Origin of the sequence: Streptomyces sp. NPDC047917, assembly GCF_043204345.1 — a bacterium.
GTDB classification, from domain to species: Bacteria; Actinomycetota; Actinomycetes; order Streptomycetales; family Streptomycetaceae; genus Streptomyces; species Streptomyces sanglieri.
Map to the genome: position 1 here is coordinate 222,506 of NZ_JBIDCA010000006.1, position 18,845 is coordinate 241,350.

General features: G+C 71.0%; 18 protein-coding genes and 1 pseudogene. 7 read left to right on the forward strand and 12 right to left on the reverse strand.

Annotation, left to right across the window (positions count from 1 at the left end; genetic code table 11):
* Positions 1-70: 70 nt before the first annotated feature.
* On the forward strand, positions 71-772 hold the full coding sequence (locus tag ACGF8B_RS16310; protein WP_392738770.1) for a L,D-transpeptidase: 702 nt from the start codon (positions 71-73) through the stop codon (positions 770-772).
* Positions 773-796: 24 nt separating this feature from the next.
* Here ACGF8B_RS16310 and ACGF8B_RS16315 read toward each other — a convergent pair whose 3' ends face one another.
* The 6 genes from ACGF8B_RS16315 to ACGF8B_RS16340 all read right to left on the reverse strand — a co-directional run bounded on the left by ACGF8B_RS16315 (position 797) and on the right by ACGF8B_RS16340 (position 6,550).
* Positions 797-1,333, reverse strand: a complete 537-nt coding sequence (locus ACGF8B_RS16315; RefSeq protein ID WP_093541137.1) for an arginine repressor — start codon at positions 1,331-1,333, stop codon at positions 797-799.
* Positions 1,334-1,343: 10 nt separating this feature from the next.
* Positions 1,344-2,540, reverse strand: coding sequence for an acetylornithine transaminase (locus tag ACGF8B_RS16320; RefSeq protein WP_392738774.1), 1,197 nt, complete (start codon positions 2,538-2,540; stop codon positions 1,344-1,346).
* Positions 2,537-3,439: an acetylglutamate kinase gene (argB, locus tag ACGF8B_RS16325; protein WP_124718779.1), complete on the reverse strand. Its 903-nt coding sequence runs from the start codon at positions 3,437-3,439 to the stop codon at positions 2,537-2,539. The genes ACGF8B_RS16320 and argB overlap by 4 nt, the downstream gene beginning before the upstream one ends.
* Positions 3,436-4,590 carry a bifunctional glutamate N-acetyltransferase/amino-acid acetyltransferase ArgJ gene (gene argJ / locus ACGF8B_RS16330; protein ID WP_392738776.1) on the reverse strand — a complete coding sequence of 385 codons (1,155 nt, stop codon included), beginning with the start codon at positions 4,588-4,590 and terminating at the stop codon, positions 3,436-3,438. Before argJ ends, argB begins: the two co-directional genes overlap by 4 nt.
* Positions 4,587-5,615: an N-acetyl-gamma-glutamyl-phosphate reductase gene (gene argC / locus ACGF8B_RS16335; protein WP_392738779.1), complete on the reverse strand. Its 1,029-nt coding sequence runs from the start codon at positions 5,613-5,615 to the stop codon at positions 4,587-4,589. Before argC ends, argJ begins: the two co-directional genes overlap by 4 nt.
* Before the next feature lie 176 nt (positions 5,616-5,791).
* Positions 5,792-6,550, reverse strand: coding sequence for an alpha/beta hydrolase (locus tag ACGF8B_RS16340; RefSeq protein WP_392738782.1), 759 nt, complete (start codon positions 6,548-6,550; stop codon positions 5,792-5,794).
* A 1,025-nt stretch (positions 6,551-7,575) separates the two neighbouring features.
* Here ACGF8B_RS16340 and ACGF8B_RS16345 point away from each other — a divergent pair.
* Positions 7,576-8,031 carry a ricin-type beta-trefoil lectin domain protein gene (locus ACGF8B_RS16345; protein ID WP_392738785.1) on the forward strand — a complete coding sequence of 152 codons (456 nt, stop codon included), beginning with the start codon at positions 7,576-7,578 and terminating at the stop codon, positions 8,029-8,031.
* A 205-nt stretch (positions 8,032-8,236) separates the two neighbouring features.
* Here the strand turns inward: ACGF8B_RS16345 and ACGF8B_RS16350 are convergent, their stop codons facing one another.
* Positions 8,237-8,566 carry a deoxyxylulose-5-phosphate synthase gene (locus ACGF8B_RS16350; protein WP_392738789.1) on the reverse strand — a complete coding sequence of 110 codons (330 nt, stop codon included), beginning with the start codon at positions 8,564-8,566 and terminating at the stop codon, positions 8,237-8,239.
* Between the two features lie 55 nt (positions 8,567-8,621).
* Positions 8,622-9,116, reverse strand: a pseudogene (locus ACGF8B_RS16355) (zinc-binding alcohol dehydrogenase family protein); the annotation flags it as partial.
* Between the two features lie 88 nt (positions 9,117-9,204).
* Here ACGF8B_RS16355 and ACGF8B_RS16360 point away from each other — a divergent pair.
* Positions 9,205-9,654, forward strand: a complete 450-nt coding sequence (locus ACGF8B_RS16360; RefSeq protein WP_392738792.1) for a MarR family winged helix-turn-helix transcriptional regulator — start codon at positions 9,205-9,207, stop codon at positions 9,652-9,654.
* A gap of 7 nt (positions 9,655-9,661) precedes the next feature.
* On the opposite strand, the gene ACGF8B_RS16365 is transcribed toward ACGF8B_RS16360, so the two are convergent.
* From ACGF8B_RS16365 to ACGF8B_RS16375, 3 genes are all read right to left on the reverse strand, one after another.
* Complete coding sequence (locus ACGF8B_RS16365) at positions 9,662-10,846, reverse strand: CaiB/BaiF CoA transferase family protein (RefSeq protein ID WP_392738795.1); 1,185 nt, start codon at positions 10,844-10,846, stop codon at positions 9,662-9,664.
* Between the two features lie 58 nt (positions 10,847-10,904).
* The gene (locus ACGF8B_RS16370; RefSeq protein ID WP_392738798.1) at positions 10,905-12,104 is read right to left on the reverse strand and encodes an acyl-CoA dehydrogenase family protein; all 1,200 of its coding nucleotides are present in this window, start codon (positions 12,102-12,104) and stop codon (positions 10,905-10,907) included.
* 205 nt (positions 12,105-12,309) lie between these two features.
* Positions 12,310-13,890, reverse strand: a complete 1,581-nt coding sequence (locus ACGF8B_RS16375) for an AMP-binding protein (protein ID WP_392738800.1) — start codon at positions 13,888-13,890, stop codon at positions 12,310-12,312.
* 148 nt (positions 13,891-14,038) lie between these two features.
* Between ACGF8B_RS16375 and ACGF8B_RS16380 the strand changes: the two genes are divergently transcribed.
* Entirely contained in the window at positions 14,039-14,641 is a 603-nt protein-coding gene (locus ACGF8B_RS16380; protein ID WP_392738803.1) for a TetR/AcrR family transcriptional regulator, read from the forward strand.
* Between the two features lie 44 nt (positions 14,642-14,685).
* Here the strand turns inward: ACGF8B_RS16380 and ACGF8B_RS16385 are convergent, their stop codons facing one another.
* Positions 14,686-16,032: an MFS transporter gene (locus tag ACGF8B_RS16385; protein WP_392738805.1), complete on the reverse strand. Its 1,347-nt coding sequence runs from the start codon at positions 16,030-16,032 to the stop codon at positions 14,686-14,688.
* Between the two features lie 381 nt (positions 16,033-16,413).
* On the opposite strand from ACGF8B_RS16385, the gene ACGF8B_RS16390 reads away from it, so the two are divergent.
* From ACGF8B_RS16390 to ACGF8B_RS16400, 3 genes are all read left to right on the forward strand, one after another.
* The gene (locus tag ACGF8B_RS16390) at positions 16,414-17,598 is read left to right on the forward strand and encodes a serine hydrolase domain-containing protein (protein WP_392738808.1); all 1,185 of its coding nucleotides are present in this window, start codon (positions 16,414-16,416) and stop codon (positions 17,596-17,598) included.
* Between the two features lie 101 nt (positions 17,599-17,699).
* Positions 17,700-18,197 (forward strand): peptidylprolyl isomerase, encoded by a 498-nt coding sequence (locus ACGF8B_RS16395; RefSeq protein WP_392738811.1) that lies wholly within the window; start codon positions 17,700-17,702, stop codon positions 18,195-18,197.
* A gap of 111 nt (positions 18,198-18,308) precedes the next feature.
* Positions 18,309-18,812, forward strand: a complete 504-nt coding sequence (locus tag ACGF8B_RS16400; RefSeq protein ID WP_392738813.1) for a hypothetical protein — start codon at positions 18,309-18,311, stop codon at positions 18,810-18,812.
* Positions 18,813-18,845 lie beyond the last annotated feature (33 nt).

The window sequence follows — 18,845 nt, forward strand, 5'->3', positions numbered from 1 at the left end:
GCGGACGGGCATTGAGCCGTACGGAGCAGATCCGCGGGTGCCGCCCGGCCGGAGGACCTACCGTCCGGGCATGCACAGATCCCTGGTGACCCTCTCGGTACTGCTCGCGCTGGCGGCCTCCGTCGCGGCCCGGCCCGCCGCCACCCCGCCGCTCCCGGACCGGATGGCCGACACCGGCGGCGGCACCCAGCTGATCACGGCCGAGGCCCCGGCCGAGGGCTCCACCACCGGCACCGTCACCTGGTGGACCCTGCACCGGGGCACCTGGGTGAAGTCCGGGTCCGCCCCCGCCCGCTTCGGTGCCAGGGGCCTGACCGAGGGGGCGTCGCGCGAGCAGGGCACGAACACCACCCCCACCGGTCTGTACGACCTGCCGTACGCCTTCGGCATAGAGCCCGCACCGGCCGGCACCGTCCATCCCTACCGCCGGGTCGGCGACCGCTCGTGGTGGTGCCAGGACAACGCGGCGCGGGCCTACAACCGCTGGGTGGAGCCGCGGCCCGCGGACTGCCGGGCGGGCGAGGCGGAGCATCTGATCGCCTACCCGGCGCAGTACGCCCGTGCCCTCGTCATCGGCTTCAACTACGAACGGCCGGTGCGCGGGCGTGGTGCCGGGATCTTCCTCCACGTCAACGGGCGTGGCGCGACCGCCGGCTGCGTCTCCGTACCGGCGGCCGCGATGGACCGGATCCTCGGCTGGGTGGACCCGGTCCGCCGACCGCACATCGCGATCGGTACCGGGTCGGGCCCGACCGCGATCACCCGCTACTGACGCGGTCCGCCCGGCACGGTGCGCTCAGCGCTCGTTCTGCGCCAGCCGCAGCAGATGGTCGGCGAGCGCCTGTCCGCCCGCCGGGTCGCGGCTGATCAGCATCAGGGTGTCGTCGCCCGCGATGGTGCCGAGGATGTCGTGCAGTTCGGCCTGGTCGATGGCCGAGGCGAGGAACTGGGCCGCGCCCGGCGGAGTGCGCAGCACCACGAGGTTGGCCGACGCCTCCGCCGAGATGAGCAGTTCGGCGGAGAGCCGCCGCATCCGCTCCTCCTTCGCGGACCCGCCCAGCGGGGCCTGCGGGGTGCGGAATCCGCCCTCGCTCGGCACCGCGTAGATCAGCTCGCCGCCGGTGTTGCGGATCTTCACCGCGCCCAGCTCGTCCAGGTCGCGGGAGAGCGTCGCCTGGGTGACGCTCAGCCCGTCGTCCGCGAGCAGCTTGGCCAGCTGGCTCTGCGAGCGCACCGGCTGCCGGTTCAGGATGTCCACGATCCGGCGGTGGCGTGCGGTGCGGGTCTGCGGCACGGACGGCCCGCCGTGCTCGGTTTCCTGCGCCTCGGTCATCGTCGTCGCCTCATTCTCCGGATCGTCCGTCCCCTTGTGCCGCGTCGAGAGCGCCGGGCAGTGCCCGGAGCAACGCGTCCACTTCCGCGTCGCCGATGATCAGCGGCGGCATGAGCCGCAGGACATCGGGGGCGGGCGCGTTCACCAGGAAGCCGGCTCCCTGAGCCGCCTGTTGCACCTGGGGTGCGAGCGGCTCGGTGAGCACGATACCCAGCAGCAGTCCGGAGCCCCGGACGTGGGAGACCAGCGGATGACCGAGGCCCTCCACACCGTCCCGGATCTTCTCGCCGAGCCGCTTCACCCGGTCCAGGACGCCGTCGGCGGCCAGGGTGTCCAGGACGGCGAGACCGGCGGCGCAGGCGATCGGGTTGCCGCCGAACGTCGTGCCGTGCTGGCCCGGCTTCAGCAGCTCGGCCGCCGGGCCGAAGGCGACGGTCGCGCCGATCGGCAGTCCGCCGCCCAGGCCCTTGGCGAGGGTGACGACATCGGGCTCGATGCCCTGGTGGGCCTGGTGCTCGAACCACTGGCCGCAGCGGCCGATGCCGGTCTGCACCTCGTCGAGCACCAGCAGGGTGCCGGTGGCGCGGGTGATCTCCCGGGCGGCCTCCAGATACCCGGCGGGCGGTACGACCACACCGTTCTCGCCCTGGATCGGCTCGATGATCACCAGCGCGGTGTCGGTGGTCACGGCGGCCCGCAGGGCGTCCGCGTCGCCGTACGGGACGTGCGTGACGTCACCGGGCAGCGGAAGGAACGGTTCGCGCTTCTTGGGCTGGCCGGTCAGCGCGAGCGCGCCCATGGTCCGGCCGTGGAAGCCGCCGTCGGTGGCGACCATGTGGGTACGCCCGGTCAGCCGGCCGATCTTGAAGGCGGCCTCGTTGGCCTCGGCGCCGGAGTTGGCGAAGTAGACGCGGCCGGTGCGGCCGAAGAGCTGGAGCAGCCGTTCGGCGAGCGCGACGGGCGGCTCGGCGATGAAGAGATTGGAGACGTGGCCGAGCGAGGCGATCTGGGTGGAGACGGCCTCGACGACCGCGGGGTGCGCGTGGCCCAGCGCGTTCACCGCGATGCCGCCGACGAAGTCGACGTACTCGGTGCCGTCGGCGTCCCACACCCGGGCGCCCTCGCCGCGGACCAGGGACAGCGGCGGGGTTCCGTAGTTGTCCATCAGCGCGTGGCCCCAGCGCTGTGCGAGTTCCTGGTTGCTCATGACTCCCCCTGCGCGTCGGGCACGACCATCGTGCCGATTCCTTCGTCGGTGAAGATCTCCAGCAGGATCGAGTGCTGGACCCGGCCGTCGATCACGCGGGCGGTCTCGACGCCGTTGCGCACGGCGTGCAGGCAGCCCTGCATCTTCGGCACCATGCCGCTGGACAGCTCGGGCAGCAGCTTCTCCAGCTCGGTGGCGGTGAGCCGGCTGATCACGTCGTCGCTGTTGGGCCAGTCCTCGTAGAGGCCCTCGACATCGGTGAGGACCATCAGCGTCTCGGCGTTCAGCGCGGCGGCGAGTGCCGCGGCCGCGGTGTCGGCGTTGACGTTGTAGACGTGGTTGTCGTCGGCGGAGCGGGCGATGGAGGAGATGACCGGGATCCGGCCGTCGTCCAGCAGCGCCTGGATCGCCCCGGTGTCGATGGCGGTGATCTCGCCGACCCGGCCGATGTCGACGAGTTCGCCGTCGATGGTCGGCCGGTGCTGGGTGGCGGTGATCGTGTGCGCGTCCTCGCCGGTCATGCCGACGGCGAGCGGACCGTGCTGGTTGAGCAGGCCGACGAGCTCGCGCTGGACCTGTCCGGCGAGCACCATCCGTACGACGTCCATCGCCTCGGGCGTGGTGACGCGCAGGCCCGCCTTGAACTCACTGACCAGGCCCTGCTTGTCGAGCTGGGCGCTGATCTGCGGGCCGCCGCCGTGCACGACGACGGGCTTGAGGCCGGCCTGGCGCAGGAACACGACGTCCTGGGCGAAGGCGGCCTTCAGCTCGTCGTCGATCATGGCGTTGCCGCCGAACTTGATGACGACGGTCTTGCCGTTGTGCCGGGTCAGCCAGGGCAGGGCCTCGATGAGGATCTGTGCCTTCGGGAGTGCGGTGTGTTTCCGCGCCGCGCTCATGAGCTGTACGCGCTGTTCTCGTGGACGTAGTCCGCGGTGAGGTCGTTGGCCCAGATGACGGCGGACTCGGTGCCGGCGGCGAGATCGGCGGTGATCTGGACCTCGCGGTAGCGCATGTCGACCAGGTCGCGGTCCTCGCCGACGCCGCCGTTCTTGCAGACCCAGACGTCGTTGATGGCGACGTTCAGCTGATCGGGCTCGAAGGCGGCCTTCGTCGTACCGATCGCGGAGAGCACCCGGCCCCAGTTGGGGTCCTCGCCGTGGATGGCGCACTTGAGGAGGTTGTTGCGGGCGATGGAGCGGCCCACCTCGACGGCGTCGTCCTCGGTCGCGGCGCCCACGACCTCGATCCGGATGTCCTTGGAGGCACCCTCGGCGTCACCGATGAGCTGGCGGGCCAGGTCCGCGCAGACGGTCCGTACGGCCTCGGCGAACTCGCCCTGCTCGGGGGTGATTCCGCTCGCCCCCGAGGCCAGCAGCAGCACGGTGTCATTGGTCGACATGCAGCCGTCGGAGTCGACCCGGTCGAAGGTGGTGCGGGTGGCGGCGCGCAGCGCCGAGTCCAGTCCGGCGGTGTCCACGTCGGCGTCGGTGGTGAGGACGACCAGCATGGTGGCGAGGCCCGGGGCGAGCATGCCCGCGCCCTTGGCCATGCCGCCGACGGTCCAGCCCTCGCCGCCCGCGACGGCGGTCTTGTGGACGGTGTCGGTGGTCTTGATCGCGATGGCGGCCTTCTCGCCGCCGTGCTCGCTGAGGGCGGCGGCGGCCGTCTCGATGCCGGGCAGCAGCTTGTCCATCGGGAGCAGGGTGCCGATCAGCCCGGTCGACGCGACCGCGATCTCACCGGCGTTGTGGCCGGTGAGCACCTCGGCGGCCTTCTCGGCGGTGGCATGGGTGTCCTGGAAGCCCTTGGGGCCCGTACAGGCGTTGGCACCACCGGAGTTGAGGACGACCGCGGTGACCTCGCCGCCCTTGAGCACCTGCTCCGACCAGAGGACGGGGGCCGCCTTGACGCGGTTGGAGGTGAAGACGCCCGCGGCGGCGCGACGCGGACCGTGGTTGACCACGAGGGCCAGGTCCGGGTTACCGCTCTCCTTGATTCCCGCGGCGATGCCCGCCGCGGAGAACCCCTGTGCTGCCGTGACGCTCACGGTGCGACTCCGATCGTGGAAAGACCCGTGTCCTCGGGAAGTCCGAGGGCGATGTTCATGCTCTGGAGGGCGCCGCCGGCGGTGCCCTTGGCGAGGTTGTCGATGGCGCTGATCACGATGATCCGGCCGGCCGCCTCGTCGTGGGCGACCTGGATCTGTACGGCGTTGGAACCGTGGACGGCCGCCGTGGCGGGCCACTGGCCCTCGGGGAGCAGCTCGACGAAGGGCTCGTCGGCGAACGCCTTCTCGTACGCGTCGCGGACCGACTCGGCACTCACGCCGGGCTTCGCCTTGGCGCTGCAGGTGGCGAGGATGCCGCGGGGCATCGGCGCCAGGGTCGGCGTGAAGGAGACGGTGACCGGTTCGCCGGCGGCCGCGCTGAGGTTCTGGATCATCTCGGGGGTGTGCCGGTGCCCCCCGCCGACGCCGTACGGGGACATGTTGCCCATCACCTCGGAGCCGAGCAGATGTGGCTTGGCCGCCTTGCCCGCTCCGGAGGTGCCGGACGCGGCGACGATCACGGCCTCGGGCTCGGCCAGCTGGGCCGCGTACGCCGGGAAGAGCGCGAGCGAGACGGCGGTCGGGTAGCAGCCGGGCACGGCGATACGCTTGGACCCCGCCAGCGCGGCGCGTCCGCCCGGCAGTTCGGGCAGGCCGTAGGGCCAGGTGCCCGCGTGCGGGGAACCGTAGAACTTCTCCCAGTCCGCGGCGTCCTTGAGCCGGAAGTCGGCCCCCATGTCGACGACCAGCACCTCGTCACCGAGCTGCTCGGCGACGGCGGCCGACTGTCCGTGCGGGAGGGCGAGGAAGACGACATCGTGCCCGGCGAGGACCTCGGCGGTGGTCGGCCGAAGCACCCGGTCGGCGAGCGGCCGCAGGTGCGGTTGCAGCGCGCCGAGCTTCTGCCCCGCGTTGGAGTTGGCGGTGAGCGCCCCGATCTCGACCTGGGGGTGAACCAGCAGGAGACGGAGCAGCTCCCCACCGGCGTATCCGCTCGCCCCTGCCACTGCCGCACGTACCACCATCGAAATCCTCCTCGTTGATGGCATGACTATACGCATCACTGCACTTTTATGCAAAGCTTTCGGCCTTTGATCAACGGTAGCGCCGCGGCCGGTGCGACTGAGTGCTTCAGTTGGCCACCGAGTGCCTCACTTGGCCGCCCTGGTGCTCAGAGGTGTTGATCAATGCCTGGCGGCACTCAGCTCTCATCGGGCCGCCACAACCAGCGGAGGGCATCGGGGAGCAGGACGCCGCCGTGGTTGGGGCTGTGGCCGCCGTCGCCCAGGACCAGGCGGAAGTCGTAGCCGGCTTCCGCGAGCGCGGCCGCGACGCGGAGGTTGTTGGCGAGCCAGTTCCACTCGGGCTCGTTCCAGTGCAGGTCACGATGGCCCGCTTGCAGGAAGACGCGCAGTGGCTTGCGGGGAACGCGGGGAATGAGTTCGGGGTAGGGGTTGCCGTCCGGCATCTGCGTGAAGCTGGACAGGAACGCGGTGACCCGGCGGAACTTGTCGGGACGCAGCCAGGCTGCGGTGAAGGCGCAGTTGCCGCCGCTGCTGCCGCCGCAGATGCCCCACCGACCGGGGTCCTCGGTGATCGAGTAGCGCTTGCTGACCTCGGGGATGATCTCGTTCAGGAGGAAACTGACGTACCGATCGTCGAATGCGTCGTACTCGGTGTTGCGGTTCTTCGGGTCTTCGGCGTCGGGGAAGAAGCCGGGGTTGACGAACACGCCGATGGTGACCGGGATGTCACCCCGGTGCATGAGGTTGTCCAGGACGATCGCGCCGCGGACCTCACCTGCGGGGTCCAAGTACCACCATCCGTCCTGGAACACCATGAGCGAAGCTGGTTCGGCAGGGTTGTAACTCGCTGGCACGTGGACCCAGAACTTCCGGGAGGTGCCGGGGTAGATCGTGCTGTCGTTCCAGTCGAACTCGATCGTCTCGCCGGAGGCCACGCCTGGCTGTGCAACAGAGTCAGGGCCGTGGGCGTAGCGAACGTCTGACTGGTGAATCGGAAGCGGCTGGTATGGAACCTCGATCGTCACGCGGGCCAACCTAGGAGAGAACACAACCTGCCTCAAAGGGGTTTGGGGTCTGTTGTGAAGCTGCTGGTCACAGTCAGTGTGACTGAGCGCCTCAGTTGGCCACCGAGTGCTTCAGTTGGCCCACTCCGACGGCACCTGTTGCTCCGGGAGTCGCACGAACCCGCCGCACGAAACTCCTCATTCGTCGGCCTCCGCGTCGGCAGGCGCTCCTCCCACAGCAATCCGCTGAACAAGTTCGTCGAGCTGACCTGCGATGATCATCTCTTCCGGGCTTGTGCTTCGCACTCGGCCCGAAGGTCGGCGACCTGACTCCCCACGACGTCATCTGCCATGGAGCGAGCCTGCCACCCGTGCCTCTTGTCTGGACGGTGTATCCCCGTTGTGATCGCAACTCCGAGGCCAACCACGGCGCTCAACGTGGCCAACTGAGGCGCTCGGTCACAAGCGCCGCGGCCGGGCGCGCCGTCGGTCCGGGGATATCCGCTTGAGCGGGGCCGGAGGGGCGTGGCAGGCCGGCGCGGTGCTCACCGGCCCGTCCCCGTCCTCCGCGCCGGGGCGAAGTGGACCCCGCCACGACAGCGGCCGGCACGGACACTGCCGTCAGGCGCTCTTCCGGCTCCTCGCCCGCCGGGGAGCCGCACCGGGCGGCGTGCGGGAACCGGTGGACGAGGCGATCGGCGGCCGGCTCAACAGCCGGGCCGGCCCCGACAGCGTTCCGATCGACGACATCGCGCGGCGGCTCGCGCTGCCGGTGCGGCCGGCCCGGGTGTGCGCCGGTCTTGCGCTGGGGTCTGCCCGGCCTGCGCGCCGCATGATGGCAGCAGCGAGCCGTTCATGCAGGCATATCGACCATGAACGCACCTTCCCTCAGGTATCCCCTGTTCACTGCTCGGTGGCGCTCTGCCATGCCGGAACAAGCCGAGGGGACCACGTTGATGAAGAGGGTTGCCGCCGCGGGTGCGGCCGTCGTGCTGAGTTGGGGACTGGGTACCGCACCGGCGAACGCGTCGCCGGTCTACTACCACCTGCAGAACGTGGCCACGCTCGACTGCCTGGACTTCCGGGCCGACTACGGGCCCTACGCGACAGGTTGCAACGAGGGCGCGTACCAGACCTGGCTGATGAACGACGCCATCGGCCAGCCCTCCGAGATGTGGCAGAACGCGGGTGACAGGCTCTGTCTGGTGGCCCGCAACGGTCGGGCGACGATGAAGCCCTGTTCGTCCGGTGACCCGGCGGCCCTGTGGAAGGCGTACGCCACCGCCGCGGGCTTCGAGCTGATCAACAACGTGACCAAGACCTGCCTCGGCGAGGGCTCGGGAAGCGTCGCCCACGTCACGCTCGTCAAGTGCACCGGTGGCAATTCCCAGCAGTGGACGCTCTACCGCTGACCCGACCGCCGACCTGTTCGACGCCTCGTGAGTGGCGCACGGCCGGAACGGCCGCGGGCACTCATGAGGCGCCCCGGGGGCCCGGGGCGGGTCACGGGCCCCCGGACGGTGTTCTCGTGCGGCTGCCGGTACGGCCCCGCCCCGGCGTCGGTACGTCTCGAACCCATCGGCCACGAGCGCGAGCGCCGGCCCCGGGCGGCCGGCATCACGGCAGGTCGCGCAGGACGAGCGCCTCAGCGATCGGCCTGCCGGTCCGCGCTGCGTACGTCATCCGCTCACGGACCTCGCGCAGCGTGCGCGGCCGGTAGCCCGGTCCGCCACAACAGCTCCTGTGGAAACGCACACCCGCGTTCAGCAGCACGGAGAGCGTCCGCCACGCCTCGTCGTCCCGCCGCCTGGGCGCGGCGAAGGCCGATCCCACATGGATCAGCGCGCCCGCACACCGCGGGCAGATCCGCCGCCGGTCCTCGCCGTAGGGCTGCTTGTACGAGGCCCGGCAGGGCAGACAGACGTACGAGGTCTTCGTGGGGGACATGCGGGCAGCCTAGGGCCTCTCGGCTGGATCACGCCGGGCCCGCGTGCCGATCCGGGGCTGCGACGACGCGCGAGGCCCCCCGCCGCCGAGCCAGTTGCACGGCGAGATGGCCGACCCCGCTCGCCGCCGCGGTGACCAGCACCGACTCACCCCGCTCCGGGCGTGCGGCCTCCAGTGCGCCCAGCGCCACCGCACCGCTGCGGACCAGCGCGACGGCGTCCCTGGCGGTGGCGTACGCCGGGATGCGCGAGGCCATCGCGGTCTGCAGCAGGGCGTATTCGGCGTAGCCGTGGCCGAAGCAGAGGCCGGTGACCCGGTCGCCCGCCGCGTACTCGTCGACACCTTCGCCGACGGAGACCACTTCACCGGCCAGTTCACCGCCGAGCGAAACGGGTCGCGCGGCCTCGCGGACCTTGCGCACCACGGGGAGCGTGACGCCGATCGCCTCGGTCCTGACGAGCAGTTCGCCGGCTCCGGGCTCCGGTACGGGCACCTCTTCCTGGAACAGCGTCTCGGGTCCGCCGATGCGTTCGTACCGAATGCGCCGCATGCGCGACTGCCTCCCGACATCCATGAGATTCATTGGGATTCCCAACGGTAGCGGATAATCGTTGGTGTTCCCAACGTGTTTCGTTAGGATGCCGGGGATGACAGAGAAACCGTCGGCACCCAGCCGGATCCGTGACCTTCCCAGCTGGCTCCTGGGCCGCGCCGCCGCCCGCGGACGCGGACTGGTCTCGGCCGCGCTCGCGCAGCACGACATGAAGATGTGGCATCACGTCGTCCTCGCGGCCGTCGCGGATCTCGGTCCGGTCGCGCAGGCGGATCTCGGCAGGACCGTCTCACTCGATCCGAAGGACCTGGTGGGCGTCCTCAATGACCTTCAGGCGGCGGGCCTCGTCGTGCGCGCCCCCGACCCGGCCGACCGCCGCAAGAACGCGGTGAGCCTGACCGCCGGGGGCGAGCAGCGCCTGGAAGAGTGCACGGCGGCGGGGAAGCGGGCCAACGACGAACTCCTGGCTCTGCTGTCGGCGGCCGAGCGGACGCAGTTCCTGGAGATGCTGCGGAGGATCAGCGGCGTACGGTGATCGGGCGTCAGCCGTCCTGCCGGTGGCCCCCGGCCGAGCGGGCGCGGGCCGGTCGTCGTCCGGCGGCGAGCGGGGCGAGGAGTTCCTCGGTGTGCCGGCCCAGGGCCGGGGCCGGAGCCCGGAAGGTTTCCAGGCCGGCGCCGAAGATCACCGGGAAGCGGGCCTGCGGGCAGGCGGTGGGGTCGGTGGGGGTACTGAACAACTGCCGGGCGGTGGTGTGGGGGTCGGCCAGGAGCTCGCCGGGGGTGGTGAGGACCGGGGCCCAGGGGGCGTCGAGGGCATCCAGACGCTCCGCCCACCAGGCGTGATCACGGGCCCGGAAGACTTCGTTCAGCAGGTCGTTCACGGCCCGCCTCGCGGCGGTGCGGTCGGCGCGGTGGTCGTACGCGGCGGTGTCCAGCTCCGGGAATTCGTCGGACAGTCCGGCGCGGAAGCGGTACCAGAACTTGTCCTCGAACGTGGCGAGGGAGAGGCGGCGTCCGTCGGCCGTGGTGAAGGTGTCGTTGTCGCCCTGCACCAGGCCCGCTTCGAGGGGGTCGGGGATGTCGCGCAGCGGCAGCGCGAAGAGGGAGCACCAGGCGGTGACGGATTCGCTGAGGGACACATCGATGTGCTGGCCCACGGCGTCGTGGCCGAGGGCGGCGGTCAGGGCGAGGGCGGCGTGCATGGCTCCGGCCATGTCGCCGATCCGGACGCCGGGGCGGGTGATCTCGCCGTCGAGCCGCCCGGGGACGGCGAAGAAGCCGGACAGGCCGAGGAAGTTGAGCTCGTGGCCGGGCTTCCCGGCGTACGGGCCGTTCTGCCCGTAGCCGCTGAGCGAGCACAGCACCAGGCGCGGGTTGACCTCGTGGAGGGCGGCGAAGCCGAGGCCCATCCCGTCGAGGACGCCGGGGCGGAAGCTCTCCACGACGGCGTCGGCGGTGCGCACCAGGTCCAGGAAGGCGGTCCGGCCCTCCTCGTCGCGCAGGTCGAGGACGACCGACCGTTTGTTGCGGTTGAGCGTGTCGAAGAGATCGGGGGCGGTCCTCAACGGGTCGCCGGTGTGCGGGGATTCGACCTTGATGACGTCGGCTCCGAGGTCGGCGAGCATGGACGTGGCGTAGGGCCCCGGCAGCAGCCGGGAGAGGTCGAGGACGCGCCTGCCGGTCAGCGACGACCAGGCGGGGGCTGCGGGGTGGGCGGGAGTCGTCATCGGGTGCACCTGTCCTGCGGGGTGAGGGTCATTTCGTGACGGATGGGGCGGGGTGGGGTCAGGCCATGAAGGCGAGGCCGTGGGCGATGCCGTTGCGCTGGATCTCGGAGGTGCCGGTCAGGACGCGGAACATACGGATCTTGCGGAACAGGAACTCGATCTCGTTGCCCCGGGTGAGGCCTTCCTTGCCGTGGATCTGGACGGCCTGGTCGAGGATGCGGAAGGCGGACTCGGCGACGAACAGCTTGCTCATGAACGCCTCGACGCGTACGTCGTTCCCCCGGTCGAGGGCGGCGAGCGCGGCGTAGGTCATGGAGCGGGCCGCGTACAGCTCGGTGGCCATGTCGGCGACCTTGTGCTGGATCGACTGGAGGGCCAGCAGGGGCTGCCCGCCCGCGACCTTGCGGGTGCGGGTGCGTTCCAGGGTGAGGTCGAGGGCGCGGCGGGTGGCGCCGATGACGGTGGGGCAGTGCAGGAGCCGGTTGGTGGTGACACGGCCGAGGGCGATCCGCATGCCCTTGCCCTCCTCGCCCAGGAGGTTCCGGGCGGGTACGTGGCAGTCGTCCAGGACGATGTCGCTCTCGATGTGCTCGCCGGACATCGGGGTGGCGCCGTCGAGCACCTTGCAGCCGGGGCTGTCCAGGTCGACGAGGAAGGCGGAGAAGGCCGGTTTCCCGCCCTCCTGTTCACCGGTCCCCGCCATCCGGGCCACGACGATGGCGAAGTCGGCGAACGGGCCCGCGGAGCTGAAGACCTTGTGGCCGCTCAGGCGGTAGCCGTCGCCGTCGGGGACGGCGGTGGTGCGCATGGACCTGACGTCGGAACCGGCATCGGTCTCGGTCAGCGAGAAGCAACAGGCGCGCTCGCCGCGCACCAGGGGCAGCAGATACGTGTTCAGCTGGTGCTCGGTGGCGTGCCGCAGGATGTCGCCGGCGCGCAGCGGGCCGCCCATGTCCCCGAGCACACTGTGCCCGAGCACGCGTCCGCAGGCCCCGATCTCCTCCTTCAGGGCGGCCAGCGCGGTGTGGGAGAGGTTCTGTCCGCCGTACTGCTCGGGCAGGTGGATGCCGTAGAAGCCCAGTTCGCGGCTGCGCCGCCAGACGGGTTCGAGGTCGGCGCGGGTGAGGCGGCTCTCGTGGGTGATGCCGCGCTCGCGCTCGTAGTCGGCCAGTTCGCCGTCCAGGTAGTCGCGCAGCCGGCCGACGAGGTCGGCGAGCCGGGGGTCGTCGTCGTAGGTGGGGCGCAGGGAGAAGGTCATGTCGTGGAGGTCCTTGCCGGTCGAGGGGGCGGTGGGGTCGGTTCACTCGGCGGACGGCTCACATGCCGTCGCCGTTGCGCACGGCGGCTCACGTGACGGTCGCGCGGCCGTCGGTCCGCGGGGCGGCCGGTTCACGGGGCCGGCCGGCTCACAGGGCGGCCGGCTCACAGGGCAGCCGGTTCGCTCAGCCGCAGGTTCGCGGCCGTCAGTTCACGCGGCGGTCGGCGTCGGCCCAGAACGGTTCGCGCACGGCCTTGCGGTCGAGCTTTCCGTTGCGGTTGTGGGGCAGTTCCTCGACGAAGTCGACGGTCCTGGGCTTCTTGAAGCGGTCGAGCCGCTCGACGCAGAACGCGGTGATCTCGTCGGCGCTCGGCGCATGGCCGGGGCGGGGCACGATGACGGCCTTGACCGCTTCGCCCCATGTCTCGTCGGGCACCCCGACGACACATGCCTCCTGGACAGCGGGGTGTTCGTACAGGGCGGCCTCGACCTCGGTGGAGTAGATGTTGAACCCGCCGGAGATGATCATGTCCTTCTTGCGGTCGACGAGGAACAGATAGCCGTCCTCGCGCATCCAGGCGAGATCGCCGGTGTGGACCCAGCCGTCACGGAAGGTCTGCGCCGACAGTTCGGGCTCCTGCCAGTACTCGCGTACGCAGTCGGGACCGCGGACGATGAGTTCACCGACCTCGCGGGGGGCCAGCGGCCGGCCGGCCTCGTCGACGATCCGGACCTCGGTGTCGTACGTCGCCCGTCCGCAGGACCGGAGCAGCTCGGGGTCGTCCGCGACCGCGTGGGCGATCTCCTGGCTGCTCAGTCCCGCCACCACGCTGGTGGTCTCGCCCAGGCCGTAGCCCTGCGCCACGACCGGGCCGAAGAACCGCACGGCGTCGCGCAGGCGCTGGGGCGAGATGGGTGCGCCGCCCACGCGTACGCCGGTCAGGCTGGAGAGGTCCCACCCGGCCGCGGCCGGGTGGGCGAGCACCATGTTGACCATGGCGGGGACGAGGAACGTCGTGGTGATGCGTTCCTTCTCCACCGTGTCCGCGAACGCCTCGGCACTCCAGGCCGGCAGTACGTGGGTGGCCGCCCCGGCGAAGACGTTGGCCAGCAGGGTCATGCCGGTGGCGTGGGTGATCGGGCCGCAGGCGAGGTAGCGGGTGCCGGGGCGGGGGCGGGACTCGTCGCTCATCAGCAGCTTGCGCATGTTGGCGAGGCGGTTGCCGAAGGTCTGGACGGCGGCCTTGAGTGCCCCGGTGGACCCGGAGGTGAAGTTCAGGACGCACGGAGCGTCCTCGTCCACATCGATGGCGACCGGCCCGGCATCCCCCTCGCCGAGCAGCGCCCGGTAGCCGAGGACGCCGGCGCCGTCCGGCGTCGCGGCCGGGTCAGGGCCGTCCTCCAGGAGTACGGGGAGACAGCCGGTGCCCGAGGCCTCGACGGCAGCCAGCGCGTCCTCCCGGTGCGCCGCGTCGAACACGAGGACACGCACCGGCGCGTAACGCAGGATGTGCTCGATCTCGCCGCGCCCCAGCCGGGCGTTGATCGGCGCGCGTACCAGTCCGGCCTTGTAGAGGGCGAACTCGACCTCGACCAGCTCCCCGCGGTTCCAGGCCAGGGAGGCCACCGCGTCGCCGGGGCGCAGTCCGCGGGCGGTCAGGGCCGAGGCGAGGCGGTCGGCCGCACCGTCCAGTTCCGTGTACGTCCACGACCGCTCACCGCAGACCAGGGCGGTGGCGTCGGGCCAGTAGCCGGCGCTGCGGGTGAGGTAGGTGCCGAGGTTCATCAACGATCTCCAGCCTTACAGTCCAACTGATTGAATACAGTCAGCACGTTTACAGACACAATGTTTTGTATCTTGTGGGCTGTCAAGAGCCATCTAGACTGTGCGCGGACCACGACGGAGCGATCCACGACAGGGCGAAGGGGGCCGCATGGCCGAGGACAGGCGCACCAGACGCACCCGCAGGGCGCTGGGCGGAGCACTGGTGGAGCTGGTGCTGGAGCGCGGCTTCAGCGCGCTCACCGTCGAGGACATCACCGAGCAGGCCGATGTCGCGCGCGCCACGTTCTACGCGCACTTCAAGGGCAAGGACGATCTGTTCGCGCGGGTGACCTCCGACCTGCTCGAACAGCTCGCGCAGCGCCTGGAGCCGGCGGTCGCGGGCAGCACCATCGGCTTCACCGGCAAACCGCTGCTGGAGATGTTGCGGCACGTCAGCGACGAGCGGGACGTCTACCGGGTCGTCCTGCGCGGCGAGGGCGACGGCAAGCCGCTCCAGATGTTCGTGGATGCCTGCGCCGCGGCGACGGCGCGGGAGTTCAAGGCCCGCGCCGAACGCAACAACGTCCAGCCGCGCATCGACGCCGACCTGCTGGCCCGGGTCTGGGTGGGCGAGCAGGTCGCCGTACTGCGCTGGTGGGCCGAGCAGGACAGCCCGCCGATGCCCGCCGAGGAGGCGGTGCGCATGCTTCTCGACCTGGCCCTGCACGGCCGTTACTGGGCCAGCGGATTCACCGCGCCGGATCAGGACTGACCCGCGGCACGCCCGGCTCGGCGGAACGGCGGGCGCGCCCGGCGCTACCGGGCGGCGGCCCCCAGCCGCGCCGCATCCCGGGCCGGACGGATGCAGCAGACCGACACCGCACCGCAGACGATCATGACCGCCGCCGCGACGGCGAACGACTGCGTGTAGCCCGCGCCCGTCGAGGACGCCGAATCCAGCAGACGGCCCGTCAGGGACGGGGCCAGCAGGCCGGGGAGCGTGCCCGTCGCGGCCACGATCCCGAAGAGCGCACCGCGCTGGGAGGCCGGCACGACCGCCGCGGCCGTCATGTAGTGCAGCGGGAACGCGATGGAGTGGACCGCGAAGGCGACCGCGATCAGTGCGAGCCGTACCGGCAGCGGCCCGACGAAGGGGAACACCGCCATCGCCGCCCCGGCGCACATCACCGCCACGCCCTGCGGCGCCCCGATGGAGAGCCGCAGCGACAGGCCCCGCCGGGTCAGCCGGTCGACCGCGGGGGACAGCGCCAGCAGCAGGACGAAGCTGAGGGCGGCCACCGCGCTGAGTACCGCCGCCGCCGTTCCCGGGCTCATGGTGAGTTCGTTCCTGAGGTACGACGGCAGCCACGCCTGACTGAGGGTCATCGCCCAGGACGCCCCGAAGGCGCTGGTCACGCTCCCGATCACCGTGCCGCTCAGCAGCAGTCGGCGGTAGGGGACGCGGTCCGGCCCGGTGGCCCCGGCCGGACCGCCCGACCCGGCGGTCCCGGCCCGCACCCGCGCGGAAGGCTGGTCATGGGGTCCGTCGCGCCCGACGAACCACCACACCACACTCCACGTCAGGCTCGTCAGGGCCAGCGCGACGAAGGCGGCACGCCAGCCGAACCCGGTGATCAGCCAGGTCACCACGGGCGCCGCCACGAGAGTGCCGAGGGCGGCACCGCCGATCTGGAGGGCCGAGGGCAGACCGCGGCGGCCGACCGGAAACCACTTGTAGAGGGCGTGCATCGACATCGGGGTGGCGGGCCCCTCGGCCGCGCCGAGCAGCACCCGGCCCGCGACGAGCGCGGGCACGGCGGCCACGATCAGGACCGGCAGCTGGGCCACGCCCCACACCAGGCACATCACGAACAGCAGGACGCGGCTGGAGATACGGGCGGCGAAGAAGCCGACGACCAGCCCGGAGAGGCTGAACAGGATCGAGTAGGAGCTGGAGATCAGGCCGTAGGCGCTGTGGCTGATGTCCAGCTCTTCCATGATCGGGTCGGCCGCGAGTCCGAGCACCGACTTGTCCGCGAAGTTGATGATCATGAACGTGACGATCATCGCGGTGACGAGCCAGGCGCGGCGCCGGTCGAACGCCGGTGGCCCGGGGTCGCCGGATCCGTCGAGGACCAGCGGCGGTGAGGGCTGCGAGGACATAGGGAGACTCCTGCGGTGCGGGAGGAAGCAGGGGCGGGTGCTCTGGTGACGGGACGCCCCGCGCCGGGATGTCGCGTGACGGCGGGTGGGCGTACGCGGACGGCGGCGGCGCTCCCGTCCGGGCACGCACCGTCCGGGCGCGCATCGTCCGGGTACGGCCACGAGGAAATTGAACAGAGCGTCCATTAGCGGGCTGTTGATTCGGCAACGTAACTCGCCGGACACTTCCGGTCAATGGTTCTGCTTCAAGCGGGTGACCAAGCGGGAGACCACATCGCGTGCCGACCACAGGAGATGCGTGTGCCGGGTTGCACGCATTCACAGAAAGCAGACGGTGTGTATGGTAGCGATCAGAACGTCACTCAATGTCGAGGAGCGCGCATGACCGACGCACCGCTGGCGGATCTCCACTGGTCCCGGGGCTACACCGACCCGGCATGGGTACGCCGCTACACCACATCGGGGCGGGAGCTGCTCCCCAGCCGGCGGGTGTGGCGCGGGCCGGGCCCCGCCCGCGATCTGCCGACGGACGCCGCCGGTCTCGACCGGCTCACGATCACCGCGCCCGACGGCCGCGTCCTGACCCTCCAGGACCTCTTCGAGTCCGCCCGGACCGACGCGTTCCTGGTGATGCACCGCGGCACCGTCGTCCACGAGAGCCATCTGCACGGACTGCGGCCGCACGACGCCCACTTCAACGCCTCGGCGGCCAAGTCGTACCTGGGTCTCGTGGCAGCCGTACTGGCCCACCAGGGGGTCCTCGACCGCACCGCGACGGCCTCCTCGTACATCCCCGAGCTCGCCGGGACCGCCTTCGGGGACAGCACCGTCGACCATCTGCTGCACATGGGGACCCAGGTCTCGTACGCCGGGCGCCCCTTCGACAAGCCCGTCGAGGCCCAGCGCTACTTCGCCGTCGTCGCACCGGCACTGCGCCCCTACGGCTACAGCGGCCCCACCGGCATCCGCGAACACCTCGCCACCGCACGCGCGACAGCCGCCCCGGGAACCGGGTTCCGCTACGAGAACGGCAATGTCGAGGCGCTCGCCGAGATCCTCCGCCGGATCACCGGCACCACCACCTCGGCCCTGCTGAGCGAGCTGCTCTGGTCCCGGCTGGGCGCCGACGAGGACGCCTATTACGTACTGGACGGCGAAGGCGTCGAGGCGGCCTGCGGCGGATTCAGCGCCACCGCACGCGACATCGCCCGGCTCGGCGAGATGATCCGCTGCGGCGGCGCGGTCGGGGACCGGCAGATCGTGCCGGCCGCCGTGACCGCCGCCATCCCCGACGCCCCGAAGGGCTACGCCGAACGCGTCCGCTTCCCCGCCGCGCCGCCCGACTCCCCCGCCACCCTCTCGTACCACGACTTCTGGTGGATCCTGAACGACCCCCACGGCTCCTTCATGGCCAGCGGCATCCACGGCCAGCGGCTCTTCGTCTCCCCCGGGCTGGAGACCGTCATCGTCCACTTCGGATCCCAGGTGATGTCCCCGGCCGTCCCCCAGGCCCCGCTGGTCCAGGCGTTTCTGCAGATCGGCGCCCATCTGCAACACACCCGCTGAAGCCGCTACGGTGCACCGGCAGGGCCTCGGAACCGTCCTTCCGCCGGGCCGTGACCGTGCCCGCCCGTCGGCCCCGAACGCGTCGATGTCAGGATGGTTCCATGACGAGCAAGGTTTACTTCGACATCACCATCAACGACGAGCCCGCCGGGCGGATCACGTTCAAACTGTTCGACGACATCGTTCCCAGGACGGCGGAGAACTTCCGCGCCCTGGCGACCGGCGAGAAGGGCTTCGGCTACAAGGGGTCCTCGTTCCACCGCATCATCCCCGCCTTCATGCTCCAGGGCGGCGACTTCACCCGGGGCGACGGCACCGGCGGCCAGAGCATCTACGGCGCCAAGTTCCCCGACGAGAACTTCAAGCTCGCGCACACCAAGCCGGGCCAGCTGTCCATGGCCAACAGCGGCCCCGACTCCAACGGCTCGCAGTTCTTCATCACGACGATCGTGACGTCGTGGCTGGACGGCAAGCACGTGGTGTTCGGCGAGGTCGACGACGAGGCCGGCATGGACCTGGTCAAGAAGATCGAGGGCCTCGGCACGCAGAGCGGCCGCCCGCAGGCGAAGATCACCATCGCGGACAGCGGCGTTCTCTGACCCGCACGCACAGCAGCTGGATCGAGCGCGCCGCCCGGCAGTCCCGCCGGGCGGCGCGCTCCGTCGTACCGGCGTCCGGGCGACACCGGCCCCGCTCGGTACGGTGCCGGGATGGGGAACACATTCCACGGCGGGGGCCGCGCCCTGTCCCTGTCCAACGGAGGCACGGCGGTCTTCGTCGACGTGCTCGTACTGGCCGTGTCCGATCTCGCCGACAGCGTCTGGGAGTACCGCTTCGCCACCCTGCTGGCCCTGCAGGACCAGGGCGTCATGGGGCGCGGAGCGGTCGGATTCGACCTGGCGGACATCGACTGGGGCCGCTCACCGGGCGAGCGGGCGGCGGCGAAGGGTTTCGTCCTGCGGGTGCTCGATCTGGCGCTGCGCAGGCACCGGTGGGACGAGCTGGGCTACGAGCCGCCGTTCGCCGAGAGATATCTGCGGCAGTACCGCGAGATGGTCGAGGCGTTCGACCCCGCCGACGCCGGGCTCCGCAACGGCGACGACTCCCCTTTTCCCGGCCCGGAGGAGGCCGTCATGGCGTCGTGCGTACGGCACCGCCTCCTGTGCGCGCCGGAGTACGGGGAGGCGTGCGTCTTCTGCAACTCCTCGCACTGAGCCCGGCGACCGGAACGCATCCCTGACTGTCAA